Here is a 19,988-nt window from a genome sequence, read left to right on the forward strand (position 1 = left end):
CCCCCGTCTCGTGGGGCACCGTGGAACGACACGTGGCACACGGGCCACGGCGGAGAGGAGCACCCGCATGTCCGACCACACCTATCGGGTCACCGAGATCGTCGGTACCTCGCACGAGGGAATCGACCAGGCGATCCGCAACGGGGTCGCCCGGGCCTCGCAGACGCTGCGCAACCTCGACTGGTTCGAGGTCACGCAGGTGCGCGGACAGATCGAGGACGGGCAGGTCAAGCACTACCAGGTCGGCCTGAAGGTCGGCTTCCGCCTGGAGGACTCGGCCTGACGACCGCCCGCCGACGGCCCCGGCCGGCCCGCACATGGCACGGGCCGGCCAGTGGCACGGCGGGAACGCCAGTGGCACGGCGGGAACGAGGGCGGACCCGGGGTTCCCTCAGGCAGGGCCCCTCAGGTCCGCCCGTCGCGCTCCTGCGCCTCCTTCAGCGCCGCCGACGCGGCGGCCCAGCGGGCCCGTACGACGGTGAACCCGGCCCGTTCGGCCTCCTCGCACACCAGCTCGTCGTCGTCCACCAGCACCCGGATCTCGCGGCTGCGGTCCAGCTCGCGGAGGATCTGCAGCTTGGTGCGCCGGGCGGGCCTGCGGTCGTCGTTGCGGCGCATCCGGATACGGCCCTCGGGCAGCCCCTGGGCGGCGATCCAGGCCTCCGTGTCCTTGCGGCAGCGCTCGGGCCGCCCGGTCAGATACAGCACCTCGCACTCCCGGGCGTGCTCCAGCGCCAGCGCCACCCCCTCGGCCAGCGGCGGATCGTCCGGCGCTGCGGCGAAGAAGGCGTCCCAGTCCCGCGGCCGGCCCTCCAGGAACCGCTGCCGGTGCCCGGTGTCGGCGAGCGTGCCGTCGAGGTCGAAGACGGCAAGGGGCCTGCGCGCGTCCGACTCGGGGCGTGTCCTGCTGTTGTTCGTCACGGCGGCCAGCCTAGGACGCGATCTTGCGCCACTTCTCATCCGCCCGGCCGGGAATCCTGGGGCGCCACCGCTGTTGAACACCGTGTGAGCTCTGTGATCGCGTCGACCCGTTTCTCCGTCCTCGACCGCTCCCGCACCCGTGAGGGGCACGCGGCGCCCGAGGCGCTGCGCGACACCGTCCGGCTGGCGCGGGAGCTGGAGGAGCTCGGCTACCACCGGGTCTGGGTCTCCGAGCACCACGGCGTGCCGGGGGTCGCGGGGTCCGCGCCGACCGTGCTGGCCGCCGCGGTCGCCGCCGCGACGCGCACGATCCGGGTGGGCACGGGCGGTGTGATGCTGCCCAACCACCAGCCCCTGGTGGTGGCCGAGCAGTTCGGTGTCCTGGAGTCCCTGTTCCCCGGCCGCATCGACATGGGCCTGGGCCGCTCCGTCGGGTTCACGGACGGCGTACGGAAGGCGCTGGGCCGGGACAAGGACGTCGCCGACGACTTCGCGGCCCAGCTGGACGAGCTGCTCGGCTGGTTCCGCGGCACGTCCCCGACCGGCGTGCACGCGTACCCCGCCGAGGGCCTGACCGTGGCGCCGTTCGTGCTGGCCATGGGCGAGGGCGCCACGATCGCCGCCCGGGCCGGCCTGCCGATGGTGATCGGTGACCTCAGGAACCGCGAGAAGATGCGGCGCGGTGTCGACCACTACCGGGAATCGTTCCGCCCCTCCGCCTGGGCACGGGAGCCGTACGTCGTCATCTCGGGCACGGTCGCGGTCGCGGCGACCCCCGAGGAGGCCCGCCGTCTGCTGCTCCCCGAGGCCTGGTCGATGGCGTACTCACGCACGCACGGTACGTTCCCGCCGTTGCCGCCCGCCGAGCGCGTCGAGGCCCTGACGATGACGGACCGGGAGCGCGGCTTCCACGAGTCCGGGCTCGCCGGGCACATCGCCGGCACCGAGGACGAGGTCGCCGACGAGCTGGAGACGGTGATCAAGGACACCGGCGCCGACGAGGTCCTGGTCACGACCAGTACGTACGACCGGGACGCGCTGCTGGACTCGTACCGGAGGCTGGCGAGGGTCGCGGGCCTCGGCTGACCCGGGTTCCGCCCGGCCGCCGTATCAGGACTTGCCTCGTCAGGACTTGCCGCGTCAGGGCCAATAGGCCTTTCGGAGGCGGGACTTGGCCAGCTTGCCGGTCGGCGTACGCGGGATCTCGTCCGTGAAGTCCACACTGCGGGGTGCCTTGTAGTGGGCGATGCGGTCGCGGACGAAGTCGAGGAGTTCGCGTTCGAGTCCGGGACCCGGGGTCGCGTCGGGGGCGGGCTGGACGACCGCCTTGACCGCCTCGCCCATCTCCGCGTCCGGGACACCGACGACCGCGACGTCGGCGACCTTCGGATGCAGGGTGAGGCAGTTCTCGATCTCCTGCGGGTAGATGTTCACGCCGCCGGAGATGATGGTGAACGCCCTGCGGTCGGTGAGGAAGAGGTAGCCGTCCTCGTCGACGTGCCCGATGTCGCCCGTGGTCGTCCAGTCGGGGTGGTCGGGGTGCTGTGCCTCCCGGGTGCGGGCCTCGTCGTTGTGGTAGCGGAACGGGAGTTCGTCGCGCTCGAAGTAGACGGTCCCGGTCTCGCCGACGGGCAGCACCTTGCCGTCGTCGTCGCAGATCCGCAGCTCGCCGAGGAATCCGCCGCGGCCCACCGTCCCGGGCTTGCGCAGCCATTCGTCCGGGCTGACGAAGGTGATCCCGTTGGCCTCCGTCGCCGAGTAGTACTCGTACAGGACGGGTCCCCACCAGTCCATCATCCGGCGTTTGACCTCGACGGGGCAGGGTGCGGCGGCATGGACGGCGACCCTCATCGACGACACGTCGTAGGCGGCGCGCACCTCGTCCGGCAGCTTCAGCATCCGTACGAACATGGTGGGCACCCACTGGCTGTGCGTGACCCGGTGCCGTTCGATCGCCGCCAACGCCCCTCGCGGGTCGAAGGAGTTCAGGGAGTCCATGAGGACGATGGTGCCGCCGGTCGCGGTCAGCACGAAGCAGAAGCGCAGCGGCGCAGCGTGGTAGAGCGGGGCCGGACAGAGGTAGACGCTGTCCTCGCCGAAGCCGTACAGGGGCTGGAAGAGCAGTTGCGGGATGCTCATCTCCTCGCGGATGTCACCCTCGGGCAGGGTCGGCGCGATGCCCTTGGGCAGGCCGGTGGTGCCGGACGAGTAGAGCATGTCGACGCCACGGGGCTGGTACTCGGGCGGTTCGGGTGAGGCGTCGGCGAGAGCCCGCTCGTACGAGCCGTCGTCGAAGCCCAGGTGCAGTGCGGTGTCCGGCGCCGACGCACGTACTTCGCGGCCGAGTTCGGCGAGCGGTGCGGAGACGATGAGCGCCCTCGCGCCGCAGTCGCGGACGATGTAGGCGGCCTCGTCGGCGGTCAGGTGGTGGTTGACCACGGTCAGATAGAGGCCGGAGCGCAGTGCCGCCCAGTAGACCTCCAGGACACGTGGGTCGTTGTCGGAGAGGAGCGCCAGATGGTCGCCCACGCGCAGCCCGGCTGACCGCAGGTGGTCGGCGAGCCGCAGGGAGCGGTCCTCCAACTGGCCGTAGGTGAGAGTACGGCCGCCGTCGGCGGTGACGACGGCCGTCCTGGCGGGGTCGTACGCTCCGGGATACATGCGGGGACGGTACCCCGGTTCGGTGACGGTCCGTCAGGGGTGTGCGAGCGCTTCCGTGTTGGCCCCGGTGACCGGATGAGTGGACGCCTCCGGCTTCGCCCGGCTTGCCGGGTGCGCGGCACAGGCGGAGGGGGTGGTGGCCGTTTCGGCGGCCCGGGCGAGGGCCCGCCGGTCGGGGGCGGAGCCCGGCGGGAGCACCGGCCGGACGTGCACCTCGGCCACGAGGTCGCGGGCCGACACGACCCGCCACACCGAGGCGAGCAGCGAGTCGCTGCCCACGAAGGCGGGTGCGGTGCTGACCGCGCCCCCGTCGTGCCGGTAGTGGAGACGCACCGGCTGGACGGCCGCGTCCGCGTCGAGGGCGGCCTGGAAGGCGGCCCGGCGGAAACGGCCCTGGGCCCGGCCGCACCAGGTGCTGCCCTCGGGGAAGACCACGACCGCCCCGCCGCCGCGCAGGGATTCCGCGATCCGCCCGACCGTCTCCGGCAGCGCGCGCAGCCGGTCGCGTTCGATGAACAGCGCGCCGCTGCTCGCGGTGAGCGCCCCGGCCACGGGCCACTGCCGGATCTCCGCCTTGGCGAGCATCCTGCCGGGGCGGACGGCGGCGAGCAGCGGGATGTCGAGCCAGGAGATGTGGTTGGCCACCAGCAGCAGGCCCCCGGTGGGCGGGGCCGCGCCGGTGGCACGTACCCGGACGCCCGCGGTGCGCACGATCGTCCGGCACCATGCCCTGATGAGCCGGTCGCGCCGGGCCGCGGGAACCCGCGCGGCGACCGGGATCAGTACGACCCCGGTGGCGACCACGAAGAGCAGCGAGATCAGCCGCAGCCCGGCACGCGGTACGGCGGCGACCGCCCGCACGGACTCCACGCAGGCCCCCGGAGTGCAGGGGGCACTGGGCAGCCAGACGCTCGCGAGGGCGGAAGGAGCGGCGGGGGCGGGAAGAGCGGCTGGGGTTGCCGGGGTGGCGGGAGTGGCAGCCGGTGCCGTCCCGGCCGGACGTACGACGACCGGCACGGCGACGACCGGGGCGGAGACGGCTGACGGGGCGGAGACGGCCGGCGCGGAGGAGACCGGCGAGCCGCCGCGTCGCGGGCGCGGCACCTTTCCGGTGCCGAGGAGCGCCGCACCGCCCGTGCCCGGCCCGGCGAGGGGCACCGTGGTGCGGCGCGGACGCAGGAGCACACCCATGCGGGACGCGTTCATCACGCGGGCACGAGGGAGAGGAAGTGCCGCAGATAGCGCGGGTTGACCCGGCGCATCGACAGCAGCACGTACAGGTCGGCGACGCCGAAGTCCGGGTCGTGCGCCGGCTCCGCGCAGACCCAGGCGCCCAGGCGCAGGTAGCCGCGCAGGAGCGGGGGAAGCTCGGCGCGGCCTGCCCGGGCGATCCCCTCGGAGTTCCAGGGCAGCAGCGGCCGTACGCGGTACTCCTCGGGTGCCAGGTGCTTGTCCCGCACCCGGTCCCAGGTGCCCGCGGCGAGGGCCCCGCCGTCGGCGAGCGGGATGGAGCAGCAGCCCGCCAGCCACTCGTGGCCGCTGTCGGTCATGTAGCGGGCGATGCCGGCCCAGATCAGGCCGATGACCGCGCCGTCGCGGTGGTCGGGGTGGACACAGGAGCGGCCGACCTCGACGAGACCGGAGCGGATCCCGGCGAGGGGCCCGAGGTCGAACTCGCTCTCCGAGTAGAGCCGTCCGGCGACCGCGGCACGCTCGGGAGGCAGCAGCCGGTAGGTGCCGACGACCTGGCCGGTCGTGTTGTCGCGGACGAGCAGGTGGTCGCAGTACGCGTCGAAGGCGTCGACGTCGAGGCCGGGCTGCTCGGTGGCCAGCAGGGCGCCCATCTCGCCGGCGAAGACGTCGTGGCGCAGTCGCTGTGCGGCCCGGACGTCGGACTCGTCGCGGGCGAGGGTGACGGTGTAGCGGGTGGGTGTGGTCGACAGTGGGGGGCTGTCGAGCGTGGAAACGCCGGTCATGGCTCTCTCCTGGTCACAGGCCGGATGCGGCGGAGCGGCGCGGCGGACCGGGTGTATCGGTCCGTGCGCTCCTGTTCTTCCGACCCCGGCTGACCACCGAGTAACCCACGGAGAGAGCCCGAGTGTGAGCTTGCTGAACCCCAGGGGCGCCCCCCGCAAGGGGCGCGGGGAACGGCGCAGTCTTTTGTCTTTCAGCGGCGCGGGCAACGGCGCAGTCCGTTCGCCCTTAGCGGCGCGGGGAACGGCGCAGTCTTTCGCCCTTCAGGGGCGCGGGGAACGGCGCGACCAGCCCCCACCCACCCGCACCCGCCCACATACCGAACGCAGTTCCCAAAGGCGGGCAAGCCCTACCGCTTGCCCGCCTTCCGGCTGGCCCGCAACCACTCCTTGTTCATCCCGGTGATGGAGAACAACGGAATCCCCTTGGGACAAGCAGTCGCACACTCCCCCGCGAGCGTGCACCCCCCGAACCCCTCCTCGTCCATCTGCGCGACCATGTCCAGCACCCGCGTCTCCCGCTCGGGAGCCCCCTGCGGCAGCACATTGAGATGATTCACCTTCGCCGAGGTGAACAGCATCGCCGCCCCGTTGGGGCAGGCCGCCACACACGCCCCGCACCCGATGCACTCGGCATGCTCGAACGCGAAGTCCGCGTCCGGCTTGGGCACCGGCGTGGCATGCGCCTCCGGCGCGGCCCCGGTCGGCACGCTGACGTACCCGCCGGCCTGGATGATCCGGTCGAGCGCGGACCGGTCGACGACGAGGTCCTTGACGACCGGGAAGGCGGAGGCCCGCCAGGGCTCGACGTCGATGGTGTCGCCGTCGGCGAAGGACCGCATGTGCAGCTGGCAGGAGGTGGTGCGCTCGGGCCCGTGCGCGTCGCCGTTGATGACGAGCGAGCAGGCGCCGCAGATCCCCTCGCGGCAGTCGTGGTCGAAGGCGACCGGATCGTCCCCGGCGAGGATGAGGTCCTCGTTGAGGGTGTCGAGCATCTCCAGGAAGGACATGTCGGCCGAGATGCCGTCCACTTCGTACGTGGACATCGCTCCGTCGGCGTCGGCGTCGGGCTGCCGCCAGACGCGTAGGGTCAGCTTCATGCGTAGCTCCGCTGGGTGGGGTGGACGTACTCGAAGACGAGGTCTTCCTTGTGCAGCACGGGCGCGTCGCCGGTCTCGGTGAACTCCCAGGCGGCCGCGTAGGAGAACTCCTCGTCGCGGCGGGCCGCCTCGCCGTCCGGGCTCTGGGACTCCTCCCGGAAGTGCCCGCCGCAGGACTCCTCGCGGTGCAGCGCGTCCAGGCACATCAGTTCGGCCAGTTCCAGGTAGTCGACGATCCGGTTGGCCTTCTCCAGCGACTGGTTGAACTCCTCACCCGTACCGGGCACCTTGATGCGCCGCCAGAACTCCTCCCGGATCTGCGGGATCCGCTCCAGCGCCTTGCGCAGCCCCGACTCCGTACGCGCCATGCCGCAGAACTCCCACATCAGTTCCCCGAGTTCGCGGTGGAACGAGTCGGGGGTGCGGTCCCCGTCGACCGCGAGGAGCAGCCGCAGCCGGTCCTCGGTCTCGGCCAACACCTCCTGCACGACAGGATGTTCGTCATCGACCGCTTCGTGGTGCGGGTGGCGCGCGAGGTAGTCGTTGATCGTCGACGGCAGTACGAAGTACCCGTCGGCCAGCCCCTGCATCAGCGCGGACGCGCCGAGCCGGTTCGCCCCGTGATCGGAGAAGTTCGCCTCGCCGATGGCGAAGAGGCCCGGGATCGTGGTCTGCAGGTCGTAGTCGACCCACAGACCGCCCATGGTGTAGTGCACGGCCGGATAGATGCGCATCGGCACGCTGTAGGGGTCCTCGGCGGTGATCCGCGCGTACATGTCGAAGAGATTCCCGTACTTCGCCTCCACGGCCTTCCGCCCCATCCGCGCGATGGCGTCGGCGAAGTCCAGATACACGCCCTGCCCGCCGGGGCCCACCCCGCGCCCCTCGTCACAGACGTTCTTCGCCGCCCGGGAGGCGATGTCCCGCGGCACCAGGTTGCCGAACGCCGGGTAGATGCGCTCCAGGTAGTAGTCGCGCTCGTCCTCGGGGATCTCGTTCGCCGGACGGTCGTCGCCCTGAGCCTTCGGCACCCAGATCCGGCCGTCGTTGCGCAGCGACTCACTCATCAGGGTCAGCTTCGACTGGTGCTCGCCGGTCCGCGGAATGCAGGTGGGATGGATCTGCGTGAAACACGGATTGGCGAAGTACGCGCCCCGCCGGTGCGCCCGCCAGATCGCGGTGGCGTTGGAGTTCATCGCGTTGGTCGACAGGTAGAAGACGTTGCCGTACCCGCCGGAAGCCAGCACCACCGCGTCCGCGTAGTACGTGTCGATCTTCCCGGTGATCAGATCGCGGGCCACGATCCCCCGCGCCCGCCCGTCCACCACGATCACGTCGAGCATCTCGGTGCGGGCGTGCATCTCCACCGTGCCGGCCGCGATCTGCCGCGACAGCGCCTGATACGCCCCCAGCAGCAGTTGCTGGCCCGTCTGCCCGCGTGCGTAGAACGTCCGCGACACCTGCACCCCGCCGAACGACCGGGTGTCCAGCAGCCCCCCGTACTCGCGGGCGAACGGCACCCCCTGCGCGACGCACTGGTCGATGATCTCCACCGAGATCTGTGCGAGGCGGTGGACGTTGGACTCCCTGGCCCGGAAGTCGCCGCCCTTGACGGTGTCGTAGAACAGCCGGTGCACCGAGTCGCCGTCGTTGCGGTAGTTCTTCGCCGCGTTGATCCCGCCCTGCGCGGCGATCGAGTGGGCCCGGCGCGGGGAGTCCTGGTAGCAGAACTGCACGACGTGGTAGCCCTGTTCGGCGAGCGTGGCCCCGGCCGCGCCGCCGGCCAGCCCGGTGCCGACGACGATCACGGTGTGCTTGCGGCGGTTGGCGGGGTTGACCAGCTTGGCCTCGAAGCGGCGGGTGTCCCAGCGCTCGTTCACCGGCCCTTTCGGGGCCTTCGTGTCGACGACCGGCTCCCCGGTCGCGTACTCGGCGAAGGTGCCGTGTCCGGCGAATTCAGCAGTCATGTCAGCTCACCACTCCGGTCATCACGCCCACGGGTACGGCGACGAAGCCCGCCGTGAGCACCACGGCGAGCACGTTGGCGACGGTCTTGAAGGCCCGGTCGCGGGTGCGGCTGCCCACGCCGAGGGTCTGTGCGGCGCTCCAGAAGCCGTGCCGGACGTGCAGGCCGAGCGCGAGCACGGCGACGATGTAGACGACGTTGCCGTACCAGGTGGAGAAGGTGTCGATCACGTTCTGGTACGGGTGTCCGGACTGGAAGCCGTTCGCGTGCACGGTGCCGGTCGTCAGGTCCAGGATGTGCCAGACGATGAACAGGCCGAGGATGATCCCGCCCCAGCGCATGGTGCGCGTCGCGTAACTGGCCCGGGGCTTCTTGTGCACGTACTTGGTGGGGCGCGCCCTGATGTCACGGCGGCTGAGCTGGTACGCGGAGACGGCGTGCGCGACGACGGCGGCCACCAGGACCACGCGGACGATCCACAGCGCCCACTCGTAGTGCAGGAAGGGCTCGCCGAGGGTGCGCAGCCAGTGCGCGTAGCCGTTGAAGTCGTCCGACCCGAAGAAGATCTTCAGGTTGCCCATCATGTGGACGACCAGGTACCCCAGCATGATCAGGCCGCTGACGGCCATCACGGTCTTCTTGCCGACGGACGAGTCCCACACGGTGCGCGTCATGGACGGTTTTCGTTCCGTCCGCGTTGCCAGAGCCATGTGAGGGACGTTACGGCCGACCGGGGCGATCGGTCCAAGACATGGTGCGGCTCGTTTCCATAGCCACTGCCTATCGTGGACGTACGATGGGGGAATGCAGTTCCAGCAGCTCCAGTACTTCGTGGCGGTCGCCGAGACCCGGCATTTCACCCGGGCCGCCGACGTGGTCCATGTGGCCCAGCCGTCGCTCTCCCAGCAGATCAAGGCGCTGGAGCGGGAGTTGGGGGCCGACCTCTTCCTCCGGGCGCGCGGGAACATCACGCTCACGGACGCCGGGGAGGCCCTGCTGCCGCTGGCCCGGCGCATCCTGGCGGACGCGGACACGGCCCGGCACGAGGTGCAGGAGCTGGCCCAGCTGCGCAGCGGGCGGGTCCGGCTGGGCGCGACGCCGAGTCTGTGCACGGGGCTGCTGCCGGACGTACTGCGCGCCTTCCACGACCGCTATCCGGGGATCAGGCTGCTGATCGAGGAGGGCGGCTCCCACGACCTCGTACGGGAGCTGGCCCGTGGGGCGCTCGACCTGGCTCTCGTCGTCCTGCCGCTGCCGACGCCGTCGCCCGCGCTGACCACGGTGGAGGTGTTGCGGGAGGACCTGGTCGTGGTGTCGTCACCGGATGCGCCGGCTCCGGGGCGTGGGCGGCGGACCGTGGGTGTCCCCGATCTGGAGGGGGAACGGCTCGTGATGTTCCGGCACGGGTACGACCTGCGGGAGCTGACCGTCGCCGCGTGCCGCTCCGCGGGGTTCGAGCCGGACTTCGCGGTGGAGGGCGGGGAGATGGACGCGGTGCTGGGGTTCGTGCGGGCGGGGCTGGGGGTGGCCGTGGTGCCCCGGATGGTGGCGACTCGGTCGGGGCGGGGGCTGCGGGTGACGCCGCTCGCTCGGCCCGGGCTGGCCCGGACCATCGCGCTGGCCCACCGCAGTGACGTGGCCCCGCCGCGGGCTGCGCGGGAGCTCCAGCGGATGCTCCTCGAACGCTGAGCCGCGTTCCGCTTGGGCGCGGTTCAAGTCTGCGGGCCGGTGGGGGCCGGCCGCGCCGTTCCCCGCGCCCCCAAAACCAAAAGATTGCGCCGTTCCCCGCGCCCCCCAAAAGCAGGGGCCGCGCCCCCCGCTGCCGAAAGACAGGGCCGCAGCCCCGTCTTTCAGGGGCGCGGGGAACTGCGCGCCCAGCCACGACGTACCCGCACCGTCGGAACCAGGCTCACCCCCTCAGGGGCGCGGGGAACTGCGCGGCCGGCCCCCACCGGCCCGCAGAACACCCCCCGGCCCAAGCCCCGCCAGGGACCCGCACGGGTCACCCCGTGGCGTCCACCAACGCCAAATCGTGCAGCCGCTCCGGAGGACCGGGCCGCGCGTAGTACCAGCCCTGAGCCGTGTCACAGCCCAGCAGCCGCAACTGCTCGGCCTGCGCCCCCGTCTCCACCCCCTCGACCGTGACCGCGAGGTCAAGGCTGTGGGCGAGGGAGACGATCCCCTCCACGATCTTGAGGTCGACAGGATCGGCGGGGAACTGCTGCATGCCCTGTGTGAAGGACCGGTCGAGCTTCAGGATGCTCACCGGCAGCCGCCGCAGATTGGCCAGGTTCGAGTACCCCGTACCGAAGTCGTCGAGCGCGATGTCGACCCCCATCTCGGCGAGCCGCCGCAGCGGCTTCAGGAGATCGTCGTCGGCACCGATCAGCGCGGACTCGGTGACCTCCAGGCAGAGCGAGTTCGGTTCGAGCCCGACCCGCTCCAGGATGTCCACCGTGTCGGAGACAAGGCCGGGATGGGTCAGCTGGCACGGCGACAGATTGACATTGATCCGCAGCGGACCCGCGTCGGAGTGACGTTCCTGCCACACCCGGGCCTGCCGGACCGACTGCTCCAGGACCCAGCGCCCCAGCGGCACGATCAGACCGGTGTGCTCGGCGAGCGGGATGAACCGGTCGGGCCCGAGCACCCCGTGCTGCGGATGCAGCCAGCGCACGAGCGCCTCCGCCCCGTGCACACTGCCGTCGCCGAGATGGACGAGCGGCTGGTACTCGATGAAGAACTCGCCCCGGTCCAGCGCCGCGGGCAGCGCCGTGGTGAGCCCGTGCCGGGTGATCGCCCGCGCGTCGGCCTCCGCGTCGGCCAGCTCGTAACGGTTGCCGCCCGCCGACTTGGCCCGGTACATCGTGATGTCGGCGCTGCGCAGCACCTCCGCGGGTCCGCGCTCGCCCGCGGGGCCCTCGACGATGCCGATGCTGCCGCGGACCGTGAGTTCGCGGCCGTCGATGCGCACCGGGGTGATCAGGGCGTTCATGATGCGGTCGGCGAGCGCGTCGACCTCGCTCTCGGTGTCGGGCCCGGTGGTCAGCGCCACGAACTCGTCGCCGCCGAGCCTGGCCACCATCTCGCCGGGCGCGGTCGCGCAGGACTGCAGCCGGTCGGCGACCTCGACGAGCAGCCGGTCGCCCGCCGCGTGCCCGAGGCTGTCGTTGATGGTCTTGAAGCCGTCGAGGTCGAGGTAGCAGAGCCCGAAGCGCTGGCCGTCCCCTGCCGCGAGTGCCTTGTCGAGCCGCTCGAAGAACAGGGTGCGGTTGGGCAGCCCGGTGAGCGCGTCGTGCGTCGCCTCGTACCGGAGCCGGAGGTTGAGCAGCCTGCGCTCGGTGGTGTCCTCCATGAGGGCGAGCTGGTACTGCGGCTCCCCGTCCGGGTCACGCAGCAGCGAGACGGTGAGGTTGGTCCACAGAACCGTTCCGTCGGGCCGGTAGAAGGCCTTCTCGACGTGGTAGTGCTCGCGGTCGCCGCGCACCAGCTCCTCGTAGAGCCGCCAGACCTGCGGAGCGTCCTCGGGGTGGGTCCAGTCGGTGACGTTGCGCCCGCGCATCAGCTGCTCGGTGCCGCCGAACATGCGCAGCAGGGCGTTGTTCACCTGCAGGATGTTGCCGTCGAGGTCCGCGACTCCGATGCCTATGGCCGCGCCCTCGAACACCGCGCGGAAGCGTGCCTCGGTCGCGTGGAGCGCGTCCGCGACGATGCCCTGGGCCTGGAGGGCGGCGCGTGCGATGGTCTCCTGCTCGGCCAGCGTCCGCTCCCGCAGCGCCTTCGCGAACCCGGCGGCCATGGCGTGCTGCAGCCGCGCGGAGCGGGCGCGCAGGGCGTCCTGGGCTCCGTCCCCGCCGCAGTAGAGCACCAGGTAGGCGTCGACGCAGTCGAGTGTGGCGCTCAGGGCCTCGGGCTCCGTGCAGTGCGCCCCGATGAGCGCGGCGCCGACGGCCTGTCCCTCGGCCGCCTCGAACGTCCTGGCCCGCAGCGCCTCGCTGAGCCGCCGGGCGAGCGGCACCAGGCGCTGCTCGAACTCCGGCCGGGTCAGCGACGTGGCGGTCACCGGGAAGACGGCCCGGCTCCAGATCGTCGCGAACCTGCGCAGTCTGTCCTCCGGCCCGTCCGGCTCCGCGGTCACGCCGTGCGCCCCACGCCCGCGAAACCCGAGAAGGAGTACGGATCCTCGTCCTCGGACGCCGGGTCGGGCCGCCAGTTCGGCATCGGCACCAGTCCGGGTTCCACCATGTCGTACCCCTCGAAGAACCGCGCGATGTCCTCGCGCGAGCGCATGATCAGCGGGTTTCGGATGTCTCTGTAGACGTCTACGGCGCCCCCGGCCCGCTCCGGGGGGAGCGGGATCCCCTCGTACGAGGCGTGCGTGACGACGAACAGACTGCCGGGCGCCAGCGCGTCCCTCAGCTCGGCCACGGCCTTGTACGGGTCGTCCTCGTCCTCCACGAAGTGCAGTATGGCAACGAGCAGGAGGGCGACTGGCTGATTCAGGTCTATCAGGCTCTGCAGCCGGGGACTCGCCAGGATCTCCCGGGGCTTGCGGAGGTCGGCGGTGATGACGTCCGCGTCCTCGTTGCCGGCCAGCACGGACTCGCTGTGGGCCACGGCCACCGGGTCGTGGTCGACGTAGACGACACGTGCTCCCGGACGGGCGCTCTGGGCCACCTCGTGGACGTTGCCGAAGGTGGGGATGCCCGAGCCGATGTCCAGGAACTGGGTGATGCCCTCGGCGGCCGCGTAGCGCACGGCGCGGCGCAGGAACGCCCGGTTCGCCTGCATGATCTTGGGGAGTCCCGGCATGAACTCCATGGCCCTGCGCGCGGCTTCCCTGTCGACCTCGAAGTTGTGCGATCCGCCCAGGTAGTAGTCGTAGATGCGGCTCACACTGGGCACCGAGATGTCGATGCCGCGTGGGGCCCAGGCGGGACGCTCCATCTATGTCTCCAAGGCGTAGACGATCCGGTGTTCGAGCTGAGGCTACTGATCGCCCGCCAATGGAGCGAGTGGAAACGGAAATTGACCGTCCGTTCAAGACCTCTGCCTCGGGCACGTGCCGAATGGAAGGCCCCAGCGAAATCGCCCCGAAGCATTCCAAAGAGATCGGGGGAAACTGCGCAGAGTCACGAAAAGCCGTGCCGGGGCGCGTTCACATGTGAAAAAGCCGCTTCGCCCCCTCCGTGCGGTGCGGAGGGGGCGAAGCGGTGATTGTGCGCACTTGTTCCGATGTGGCTACTTCGGCTTGCCGAGCGGCTTGCCCTCGGGGGAGATCGCGTACCAGGTGCCGCCGACGCCCTGGCCGTTGGTGTCGCCGGGCTTCTTGTCACCCGCGAAGGTGTAGAGCGGCCAGCAGTCGATGCTCTGCTGCTTGAGCCCGTCCGGACGGTTGTTGATGACGTAGCCGCGCTTGCCGTCGTTCTTGTTGTCGATGCCCTTGGTGTCGGCGGCGTCGACCGGCTCGACGACCGGCCACTTCTCCAGGCACGCGCCGACGCAGTTCGACTTCATCGGCCACGGGACGTCCTTCTCGAACCGGTAGACCGTCATGCCGTTCTTGTCGATGACGACCTCGCCGAGCTCCGGGTCGTTGCGGGTCGACAGGCCGGGCAGGTCGGCGGCTTCCGCCGTACCGCCCCCGCCGCCGGCGGACGCCTTCTTGCCCGTGGGGGCCGAGGCGTACCAAGTGCCGCCCACACCCTGGCCCTTGACGTCACCGGCCTTGGTGTCCTTCGCGAAGCGGTACTGCGGCCAACCGTCGATGGTCAGCTGCTTCGTACCGTCGGAACGGGTGACCTCACCGAGCAGGGACTTGTCGATCCCCACCGGGGCCGCGGCACCCGAGGACGGGACCGGGGGCCAGGCCGTGGCGCAGTCACCGTCACAGGTCGACTTCGGGGGTTCGGCCGTGTCCTTGTCGAAGCGGTACAGCGTCATGCCCGCGCTGTCCGTGACCACCTCACCGAGCTTGTCGGTGTCCGCCACGGCAAGCTGGCCGGCGCTCTGGGCGACGGCGCCCTGGCCGTCCGCGGCAGCGGCACCCGTCTCGGTCGCCCCTGCTCCCGCCGAACCGTAGCCACCCGCCGCGGGCGCCGCGCCCACGTTCTGGCTACCGGTGGAATCGTCCGCCTTTTCCTGACCGCACGCCGTCGTCAGCACCAGCACTGCCGCAGCTGACGCTACGAGTGAGGCGCTCCGCCAGGAGGTCTTCATTGGTAACTCCCGCTGTTTGCATAGGTGTTGCGGCACTGCTCAGCACCGCGTATGGCCCTAGGTACGGGCGGGGGTGCGGTGAGTGTTCAAAGTGAGCACACATTTCTTTCTGATAACGCCCGGGAGGGCTGGTCAGGGAGGTGCCCGAGGGCCCGGCCGGAACCCGCCCGCGGAACGTCCGCGGAGCCGATCGGCAACGGCTTGGACCCTCTTGTCCCTCCTTCGGGGCAATTACACCGTCACTACCGCGTGCGCGGGCGTGTGGGGACCGATGATCGCGATCGTGCCTGGACCAAAAAGAATTAAGCGGCCGCTCCGACTCGCCCTCGGCATACGGCTGCTGGCGCTGCTCACCCTGACCTGGATCGCGGGGGGCGCACCGGCCCCCGCCTCCGCCGACGCGTGCGCTTACGCCTCCTCCGGCCCCGGCGGAGTCTCGGCGGTCTCGGTGGCGGGCACCTGCCCGACCCCGACCCCACCTCCTCCTCCGCCGCCGCCCTCGACTCCGTGCCCGACGACCCCTCCGCCCAGCCCGCCGCCGAAACCCCCTCCCCCACCGAAACCGCCGCCGAAGCCGACCCCCACTCCGACACCCCCACCGAAACCGGCTCCCCCACGCCCTGAGCCCGTCGCTCCGGTCGTCGTACCGCCCGCTCCCGTGCCACCACGGCCGACCCCCACCACGCCACGCCCGACGCCTCCCGCGCCACGCCCGACGCCGCCCCCCGACGCGCGGCCCGGTCCGTCGGCGACTCCGGTGAGTTATCCGCCGTATCGCGTCAGGGCGCGCAAGGCCCCGCCCCGCGGCGGCCCGTCCCTGGTGTCGCTCACCCTGCTCATCACCGCGCCCGCCGTGCTCGCCGCCGCCGCGCTGCGCCCGCGCTGACCCCTGCCCCGCACTGACCCCTGGAGGAATCCTTGTCGGAATGGCTTGTTCTCGCCCTCGCGATGGCGGCTGCGGCCGTCGTCGTCCTCGTCGTCACCTTCGTGCGGCACCGCACCGTCTCCGAGGACGACGATCCGTCGGACACCCCGGACGTCATCGAGTACATGACGATGATGATCGGCGTGGTGTACGCCATCGTGCTCGGCCTGGCCATCGCCGGTGTCTGGGAGGCGCGGGGCGTCGCCGAGGACCACGTCCAGTCGGAGGCGCAGGCCCTGCACGAGATCAACGAGCGGGTACGCGTCTACCCGCCCGACGTGCGCGACCGTATCCGGAAGGACATCGACGCCTACGTCGATCACGTGGTCACCAAGGAGTGGAAGACCATGGCGGACCACGGCCATGTCACCGGACGGGGAGGGGAACTCCTGGACCGGGTCCGCCAGGACGTCACCGACTACGAGCCGAGGACGGACTTCGAGGCCCAGGCCTATCAGCCGCTCCTCGACCAGGTGACCGCGGCGGACACCGCTCGCACCGCCCGCGCGGATTCGACGGCGCCGACCATGCCGGGCGTCGTGTGGTTCGGCCTGATCACCGGAGCCGTGGTGACCGTGGGCCTGATCTTCGCCCTGCAGATCCGCCGCACCGCGCGCGAGGTGATCCTGGCGGGCCTGTTCGCCGCGCTGATCGCCTTCCTGCTCTTCCTGATCTGGGACTTCGACGCGCCCTACAGCCGCGGGATCACGGCGACCGCGGACCCGTTCCTGACGCACTTCCCCAAAGCCGGCGGGTGAGCTCGGATCGGCGGGTGACCTCGGTCCGGAGGGTGCCGAGAAGCGGCGGGCGCTCCCTCTCGGCGCCGGAAAGCCGGTGCCGGACCCGCGCCGGAATTCCGTACCCGGGGGCGGGCGCCACGCCGTGTCCGTCCCCCGGGCGCAGGAACGGGATCCCCGGTTCGGCCCACACCGTTGCCCCATTCGCGCGACTGCGATAGCGCCCGCGCCCGCACCTTCCTAGCGTTTCGATCATCGAGGTGCATGTACGGCGCAGCGGAAACGGTCCGCGGGCTGCTCCTCGGGGACCCGGAGGACTCACCATGCACGCGATACGCGTCGCCTCGGCCGCACTGCTGGGCATGACCGCACTGACCCTCGCCACGCCCGTCGCCGTCGCCGAGGGCGACGGGGACCAGGAGCGGGACCGCAACATCACCTCGTTCGGCTTCAACGTCTCGCCGTCGACGATCGCCGCGGGCGGCCGCGTCACGCTCTCGGTCAACGGCTGCAAGAAGGAGGCCAAGGTCTCCTCCGGCGTCTTCGACACGGTGACGCTCCACAAGGGACAGTCCACCGCCTCGGCCACCGTCGACTGGGACGCCAGACCGGGCGCGGTGTACGAGGTGACGTTCCAGTGCGGGCACGAATCCGGCCATACGGACCTCACCATCGCCACCGGCCGTCCCGACGACCCGACGCACCCCCCGGTCCACCGGGGCGTCAAGGCGGGCGTCGGCGGCAGCGCCGGCGGTTTCGACCTGGGTGAGATCGGCCTCGGGGCGGCGCTCATCGCCGGCTCGGTCGGCGCGGCGTACCACTGGTCACGCCGGCGCACCGGCGAACAGGGCGGCTGACGCACCGGACGGCCCTTCGCCCCGGAACCCTTGAGGGTCCGGGGCGAAGGGCCGTTCACGTGTGATCCGGTCTCCGAAGGAAGAATCCCGTCTCCGCGGGGAGGAGCCCGTCTCCGAGGGGCGGGGCTCAGATCCTGCTCTCGGCGCGGCGGCGCATCCAGAACACCCCGCCGCCGACGAGCGCGAGGCCCACCAGGGCGCCGCCGATCGCCATGTCGGTCGGCGTGGCGCCGTCGGAGCTGCTGCCGCCGAGACCACCGCGGACCCCGCCGATGACGGTGAAGGCGGCGGACTTCGTCAGCGCGGGCTTGCCCGCGCAGTGGACCCTGATGTCGTACGCGCCAGGGGTGGCCGAGCTGTCGATGGTCGCGGTTCCCTTCGACGTCTCGCTGTGGTTCCTGATCGGCGAGAGATCGGCTCGGGAGAACGCCCTGGACGTCATGGTGCCGCCCCTCGGGCACCCGTCGACGGTCACGGTGAGTTGTCCGCCCCGCGCGATGGCGCTGGGCATGGCGACGATGTTGCTCGATGAGTCCCAGGCCACGGCCTGGGGAACGGTGAGCCCGAGAGCGGCGATCGCTGTCGCAGAGACCGCCAGGGCACGAGTGCTACGCATGTGTTCCTCCGCGGAAGGCGCCCCGGGGAACGTCCCCGGGTCGATCGGCGAGAGAACGCCTCCCAGACAGACACTCAGTTGTCGTGCACAGGGCCGCATTTCGAGAATGGTCCGTCCTGGTGAGAGGACACGCCGACAAAAAGGAACACAATCGGATATTGCCGCAGGTCACGGACCGTCAGAAATTTACTTCCGGTCCGGACTCGGATGGCGCACGGCAACCCTTTCCGCCACCCGTTCGCACTTCTCCCGTCGCCCCGCGCGCGGGCTGCGCTTAGCGTTCTCGTATGCGCGACGGACGTTGGCGACGGCCGCGTCGAGAGGGGTTTGCGAATGTCCGTGTCCGAGCTGGCCGAAGAGGAGGAGCGCCCCAGGAAGCGCGCTCCCTGGGGTGTCATAGCGCTTGTTCTGCTGACCGGGCTCGCCCTCATTCGTAATGGCTCGGGAGAGTTCGACGTGGGGCCCCCGCAGCCCGCGACGGCCGCCGCCGCGGACAGCGCGGCCGCGGGCAGATCCCGGCCGGGCGCTCCGGCTCCCCTGTCGTTCTCCGTGGCGGACCGCGTCAGGATCCCGGCGATCCAGGTCGACGCCCCCGCCGTGCCGGTGGGCCTCGACATGGAGGGCTGGGTGGACGCCCCGCCGCCGGAGGACCCGAATCTCGCGGGGTGGTTCTCGGGCGCGGTCTCACCCGGCGAGAAGGGCACGGCCGTCGTCGTGGGCCATGTCGACAACCGGCAGGGACCCGCCGTCTTCTACGGCCTCGGGGCCCTGAAAAAGGGAAATCGCGTGGAGGTCGGACGCCGGGACGGAACGACCGCCGTGTTCGAGATCTACGGCATCGAGGTATTCGAGAAGAACAATTTCCCCGGCGACCGGGTCTACGGGAACACCGGAAACGCCGAACTGCGGGTCATCACCTGCGGCGGCGGTTTCTCCAAGCAGAACGGCTACGACGGGAACGTCGTCGCGTTCGCCCGTCTGGTCGAGGTCCGCTGAGCGTGTCCCGGCCGGGTGGGCGAAAGCCCCCCGGCCGGAATTCGTCCCGGGATTCTAGGTGAGCTGCCGCCGGGGCACGGTGAGGTGATATCCCGAGTCCAGCAGCCGCGGCAGATAGTCGCGCAGCGCCCGCACGCTCTGTGAGCGGTTGCCGCCCGCGTCGTGCCCGAGGACCACGACACCCGGCCCCGCCCCCCTGACGACCCGGCGCTCGATGGTCGCGGCGCCCGGTGTGGTCCAGTCGAGGGTGTCGACGGTCCAGGCGAGCGGCTCCATGCCGAGTTCGGCGCCGATCTCGAAGGCGGCCCGGTTCCAGGCCCCGTACGGCGCCCGGAACCAGCCGGGCCGCTCGCCGTACGCCTCCTCGACGACATCGCAGGTGCGCTCCATCTGGGAGCGGATCGCGGACCTGCTCAGTTTGGTCAGGAGCGGGTGGGACCAGGTGTGGTTGCCGACGACGTGCCCCTCGTCGGACATCCGGCGCAGCATGTCCTTGTTGTCGGCGGCCATCTCGCCGCACACGAAGAACATGGCACGCACGTCGTGGGCCTTGAGGGTCCGCAGGATGCCGGGGGTGTAGCGGGGGTCGGGGCCGTCGTCGAAGGTCAGCACCATGCTGCGGCCACGTCCCGACATCCGCAGGAACGGCTCGCGCCGTACGAGGGTGCGCGCGGGCGTGCCCCGGGCCGGCCCGTATCCGGCGATGGGCTGAAGGCGGTAGGCGGAGGGCTTGCGGACCGCTCTGTTCGCCTGGGCTCCGGCTGCGGGAGGGGCGGCGCCGGAGGCGGACCGGGCCGGCGGGCCCGCGTCGGTGCCGAGCAGCTGAACCGTGCCGGCCGCACCCGCCGCTCCCAGGGCGGCGGCACCGGCGAGCAAGGCCCGGCGCCGCGAGAGGAACTGATCCTTATTCATGACTAATCAGTCGCCCGGCGGTGGCACGACACAGCACACCGCCACCGGTGCGGTCGTATAAAAACACCCGTTGGGAGCACCTGTGGGGCGGACGGTGGCCGGATC

General features: G+C 71.2%; 20 protein-coding genes. 8 read left to right on the forward strand and 12 right to left on the reverse strand.

Annotation, left to right across the window (positions count from 1 at the left end; translation table 11 throughout):
- The first annotated feature begins 67 nt into the window (after positions 1-67).
- A complete protein-coding gene (locus OHS59_RS07005; RefSeq protein ID WP_328492518.1) occupies positions 68-283 on the forward strand; it encodes a dodecin in 216 nt (71 codons plus the stop codon).
- A 122-nt stretch (positions 284-405) separates the two neighbouring features.
- Here OHS59_RS07005 and OHS59_RS07010 read toward each other — a convergent pair whose 3' ends face one another.
- A complete protein-coding gene (locus OHS59_RS07010; RefSeq protein ID WP_328492519.1) occupies positions 406-921 on the reverse strand; it encodes a phosphatase domain-containing protein in 516 nt (171 codons plus the stop codon).
- 84 nt (positions 922-1,005) lie between these two features.
- Here OHS59_RS07010 and OHS59_RS07015 point away from each other — a divergent pair, with 84 nt between their 5' ends.
- Complete coding sequence (locus OHS59_RS07015; RefSeq protein ID WP_328492520.1) at positions 1,006-2,007, forward strand: LLM class flavin-dependent oxidoreductase; 1,002 nt, start codon at positions 1,006-1,008, stop codon at positions 2,005-2,007.
- 54 nt (positions 2,008-2,061) lie between these two features.
- On the opposite strand, the gene OHS59_RS07020 is transcribed toward OHS59_RS07015, so the two are convergent.
- The 6 genes from OHS59_RS07020 to OHS59_RS07045 all read right to left on the reverse strand — a co-directional run bounded on the left by OHS59_RS07020 (position 2,062) and on the right by OHS59_RS07045 (position 9,331).
- Entirely contained in the window at positions 2,062-3,582 is a 1,521-nt protein-coding gene (locus tag OHS59_RS07020; protein ID WP_328492521.1) for an acyl-CoA synthetase, read from the reverse strand.
- Positions 3,583-3,615: 33 nt separating this feature from the next.
- Positions 3,616-4,485 (reverse strand): lysophospholipid acyltransferase family protein, encoded by an 870-nt coding sequence (locus OHS59_RS07025; protein ID WP_328499086.1) that lies wholly within the window; start codon positions 4,483-4,485, stop codon positions 3,616-3,618.
- A gap of 302 nt (positions 4,486-4,787) precedes the next feature.
- Positions 4,788-5,558, reverse strand: a complete 771-nt coding sequence (locus OHS59_RS07030; protein ID WP_328492522.1) for a GNAT family N-acetyltransferase — start codon at positions 5,556-5,558, stop codon at positions 4,788-4,790.
- 347 nt (positions 5,559-5,905) lie between these two features.
- On the reverse strand, positions 5,906-6,655 hold the full coding sequence (locus tag OHS59_RS07035) for a succinate dehydrogenase/fumarate reductase iron-sulfur subunit (protein ID WP_328492523.1): 750 nt from the start codon (positions 6,653-6,655) through the stop codon (positions 5,906-5,908).
- Positions 6,652-8,622 (reverse strand): fumarate reductase/succinate dehydrogenase flavoprotein subunit, encoded by a 1,971-nt coding sequence (locus OHS59_RS07040; protein ID WP_328492524.1) that lies wholly within the window; start codon positions 8,620-8,622, stop codon positions 6,652-6,654. The genes OHS59_RS07035 and OHS59_RS07040 overlap by 4 nt, the downstream gene beginning before the upstream one ends.
- A gap of 1 nt (position 8,623) precedes the next feature.
- Positions 8,624-9,331: a succinate dehydrogenase gene (locus OHS59_RS07045; protein ID WP_328492525.1), complete on the reverse strand. Its 708-nt coding sequence runs from the start codon at positions 9,329-9,331 to the stop codon at positions 8,624-8,626.
- A 94-nt stretch (positions 9,332-9,425) separates the two neighbouring features.
- Between OHS59_RS07045 and OHS59_RS07050 the strand changes: the two genes are divergently transcribed.
- Positions 9,426-10,310 carry a LysR family transcriptional regulator gene (locus OHS59_RS07050; RefSeq protein WP_328492526.1) on the forward strand — a complete coding sequence of 295 codons (885 nt, stop codon included), beginning with the start codon at positions 9,426-9,428 and terminating at the stop codon, positions 10,308-10,310.
- A gap of 313 nt (positions 10,311-10,623) precedes the next feature.
- Here the strand turns inward: OHS59_RS07050 and OHS59_RS07055 are convergent, their stop codons facing one another.
- The 3 genes from OHS59_RS07055 to OHS59_RS07065 all read right to left on the reverse strand — a co-directional run bounded on the left by OHS59_RS07055 (position 10,624) and on the right by OHS59_RS07065 (position 14,840).
- A complete protein-coding gene (locus OHS59_RS07055; protein ID WP_328492527.1) occupies positions 10,624-12,759 on the reverse strand; it encodes a putative bifunctional diguanylate cyclase/phosphodiesterase in 2,136 nt (711 codons plus the stop codon).
- Positions 12,756-13,568 (reverse strand): SAM-dependent methyltransferase, encoded by an 813-nt coding sequence (locus OHS59_RS07060; RefSeq protein WP_328492528.1) that lies wholly within the window; start codon positions 13,566-13,568, stop codon positions 12,756-12,758. Before OHS59_RS07060 ends, OHS59_RS07055 begins: the two co-directional genes overlap by 4 nt.
- A 294-nt stretch (positions 13,569-13,862) precedes the next feature.
- Complete coding sequence (locus tag OHS59_RS07065) at positions 13,863-14,840, reverse strand: SCO0930 family lipoprotein (protein ID WP_328492529.1); 978 nt, start codon at positions 14,838-14,840, stop codon at positions 13,863-13,865.
- 402 nt (positions 14,841-15,242) lie between these two features.
- On the opposite strand from OHS59_RS07065, the gene OHS59_RS07070 reads away from it, so the two are divergent.
- From OHS59_RS07070 to OHS59_RS07085, 4 genes are all read left to right on the forward strand, one after another.
- Positions 15,243-15,464 (forward strand): hypothetical protein, encoded by a 222-nt coding sequence (locus OHS59_RS07070; RefSeq protein ID WP_328492530.1) that lies wholly within the window; start codon positions 15,243-15,245, stop codon positions 15,462-15,464.
- 133 nt (positions 15,465-15,597) lie between these two features.
- The gene (locus tag OHS59_RS07075) at positions 15,598-15,726 is read left to right on the forward strand and encodes a hypothetical protein (protein ID WP_267030316.1); all 129 of its coding nucleotides are present in this window, start codon (positions 15,598-15,600) and stop codon (positions 15,724-15,726) included.
- A gap of 32 nt (positions 15,727-15,758) precedes the next feature.
- Positions 15,759-16,523, forward strand: coding sequence for a bestrophin-like domain (locus OHS59_RS07080; protein ID WP_328492531.1), 765 nt, complete (start codon positions 15,759-15,761; stop codon positions 16,521-16,523).
- A gap of 302 nt (positions 16,524-16,825) precedes the next feature.
- On the forward strand, positions 16,826-17,359 hold the full coding sequence (locus OHS59_RS07085; protein ID WP_328492532.1) for a hypothetical protein: 534 nt from the start codon (positions 16,826-16,828) through the stop codon (positions 17,357-17,359).
- A 127-nt stretch (positions 17,360-17,486) separates the two neighbouring features.
- Here the strand turns inward: OHS59_RS07085 and OHS59_RS07090 are convergent, their stop codons facing one another.
- Positions 17,487-17,975, reverse strand: coding sequence for a hypothetical protein (locus OHS59_RS07090; protein ID WP_328492533.1), 489 nt, complete (start codon positions 17,973-17,975; stop codon positions 17,487-17,489).
- A gap of 333 nt (positions 17,976-18,308) precedes the next feature.
- Between OHS59_RS07090 and OHS59_RS07095 the strand changes: the two genes are divergently transcribed.
- A complete protein-coding gene (locus OHS59_RS07095; RefSeq protein ID WP_328492534.1) occupies positions 18,309-18,971 on the forward strand; it encodes a class F sortase in 663 nt (220 codons plus the stop codon).
- Positions 18,972-19,025: 54 nt separating this feature from the next.
- Here OHS59_RS07095 and OHS59_RS07100 read toward each other — a convergent pair whose 3' ends face one another.
- A complete protein-coding gene (locus tag OHS59_RS07100; RefSeq protein ID WP_328492535.1) occupies positions 19,026-19,883 on the reverse strand; it encodes a polysaccharide deacetylase family protein in 858 nt (285 codons plus the stop codon).
- Between the last annotated feature and the right edge of the window lie 105 nt (positions 19,884-19,988).

The organism is Streptomyces sp. NBC_00414, from assembly GCF_036038375.1.
In the GTDB taxonomy this organism is placed as follows: domain Bacteria; phylum Actinomycetota; class Actinomycetes; order Streptomycetales; family Streptomycetaceae; genus Streptomyces.

Excerpts from the sequence above, each read along its gene's own strand:
- OHS59_RS07005 (WP_328492518.1), top strand. The coding sequence starts at position 68 with ATGTCCGACCACACCTATCGGGTCACCGAGATCGTCGGTACCTCGCAC.
- OHS59_RS07020 (WP_328492521.1), bottom strand. The coding sequence starts at position 3,582 with ATGTATCCCGGAGCGTACGACCCCGCCAGGACGGCCGTCGTCACCGCC.
- OHS59_RS07030 (WP_328492522.1), bottom strand. The coding sequence starts at position 5,558 with ATGACCGGCGTTTCCACGCTCGACAGCCCCCCACTGTCGACCACACCC.
- OHS59_RS07035 (WP_328492523.1), bottom strand. The coding sequence starts at position 6,655 with ATGAAGCTGACCCTACGCGTCTGGCGGCAGCCCGACGCCGACGCCGAC.
- OHS59_RS07040 (WP_328492524.1), bottom strand. The coding sequence starts at position 8,622 with ATGACTGCTGAATTCGCCGGACACGGCACCTTCGCCGAGTACGCGACC.
- OHS59_RS07045 (WP_328492525.1), bottom strand. The coding sequence starts at position 9,331 with ATGGCTCTGGCAACGCGGACGGAACGAAAACCGTCCATGACGCGCACC.
- OHS59_RS07050 (WP_328492526.1), top strand. The coding sequence starts at position 9,426 with ATGCAGTTCCAGCAGCTCCAGTACTTCGTGGCGGTCGCCGAGACCCGG.
- OHS59_RS07060 (WP_328492528.1), bottom strand. The coding sequence starts at position 13,568 with ATGGAGCGTCCCGCCTGGGCCCCACGCGGCATCGACATCTCGGTGCCC.
- OHS59_RS07065 (WP_328492529.1), bottom strand. The coding sequence starts at position 14,840 with ATGAAGACCTCCTGGCGGAGCGCCTCACTCGTAGCGTCAGCTGCGGCA.
- OHS59_RS07085 (WP_328492532.1), top strand. The coding sequence starts at position 16,826 with ATGCACGCGATACGCGTCGCCTCGGCCGCACTGCTGGGCATGACCGCA.
- OHS59_RS07090 (WP_328492533.1), bottom strand. The coding sequence starts at position 17,975 with ATGCGTAGCACTCGTGCCCTGGCGGTCTCTGCGACAGCGATCGCCGCT.
- OHS59_RS07095 (WP_328492534.1), top strand. The coding sequence starts at position 18,309 with ATGTCCGTGTCCGAGCTGGCCGAAGAGGAGGAGCGCCCCAGGAAGCGC.
- OHS59_RS07100 (WP_328492535.1), bottom strand. The coding sequence starts at position 19,883 with ATGAATAAGGATCAGTTCCTCTCGCGGCGCCGGGCCTTGCTCGCCGGT.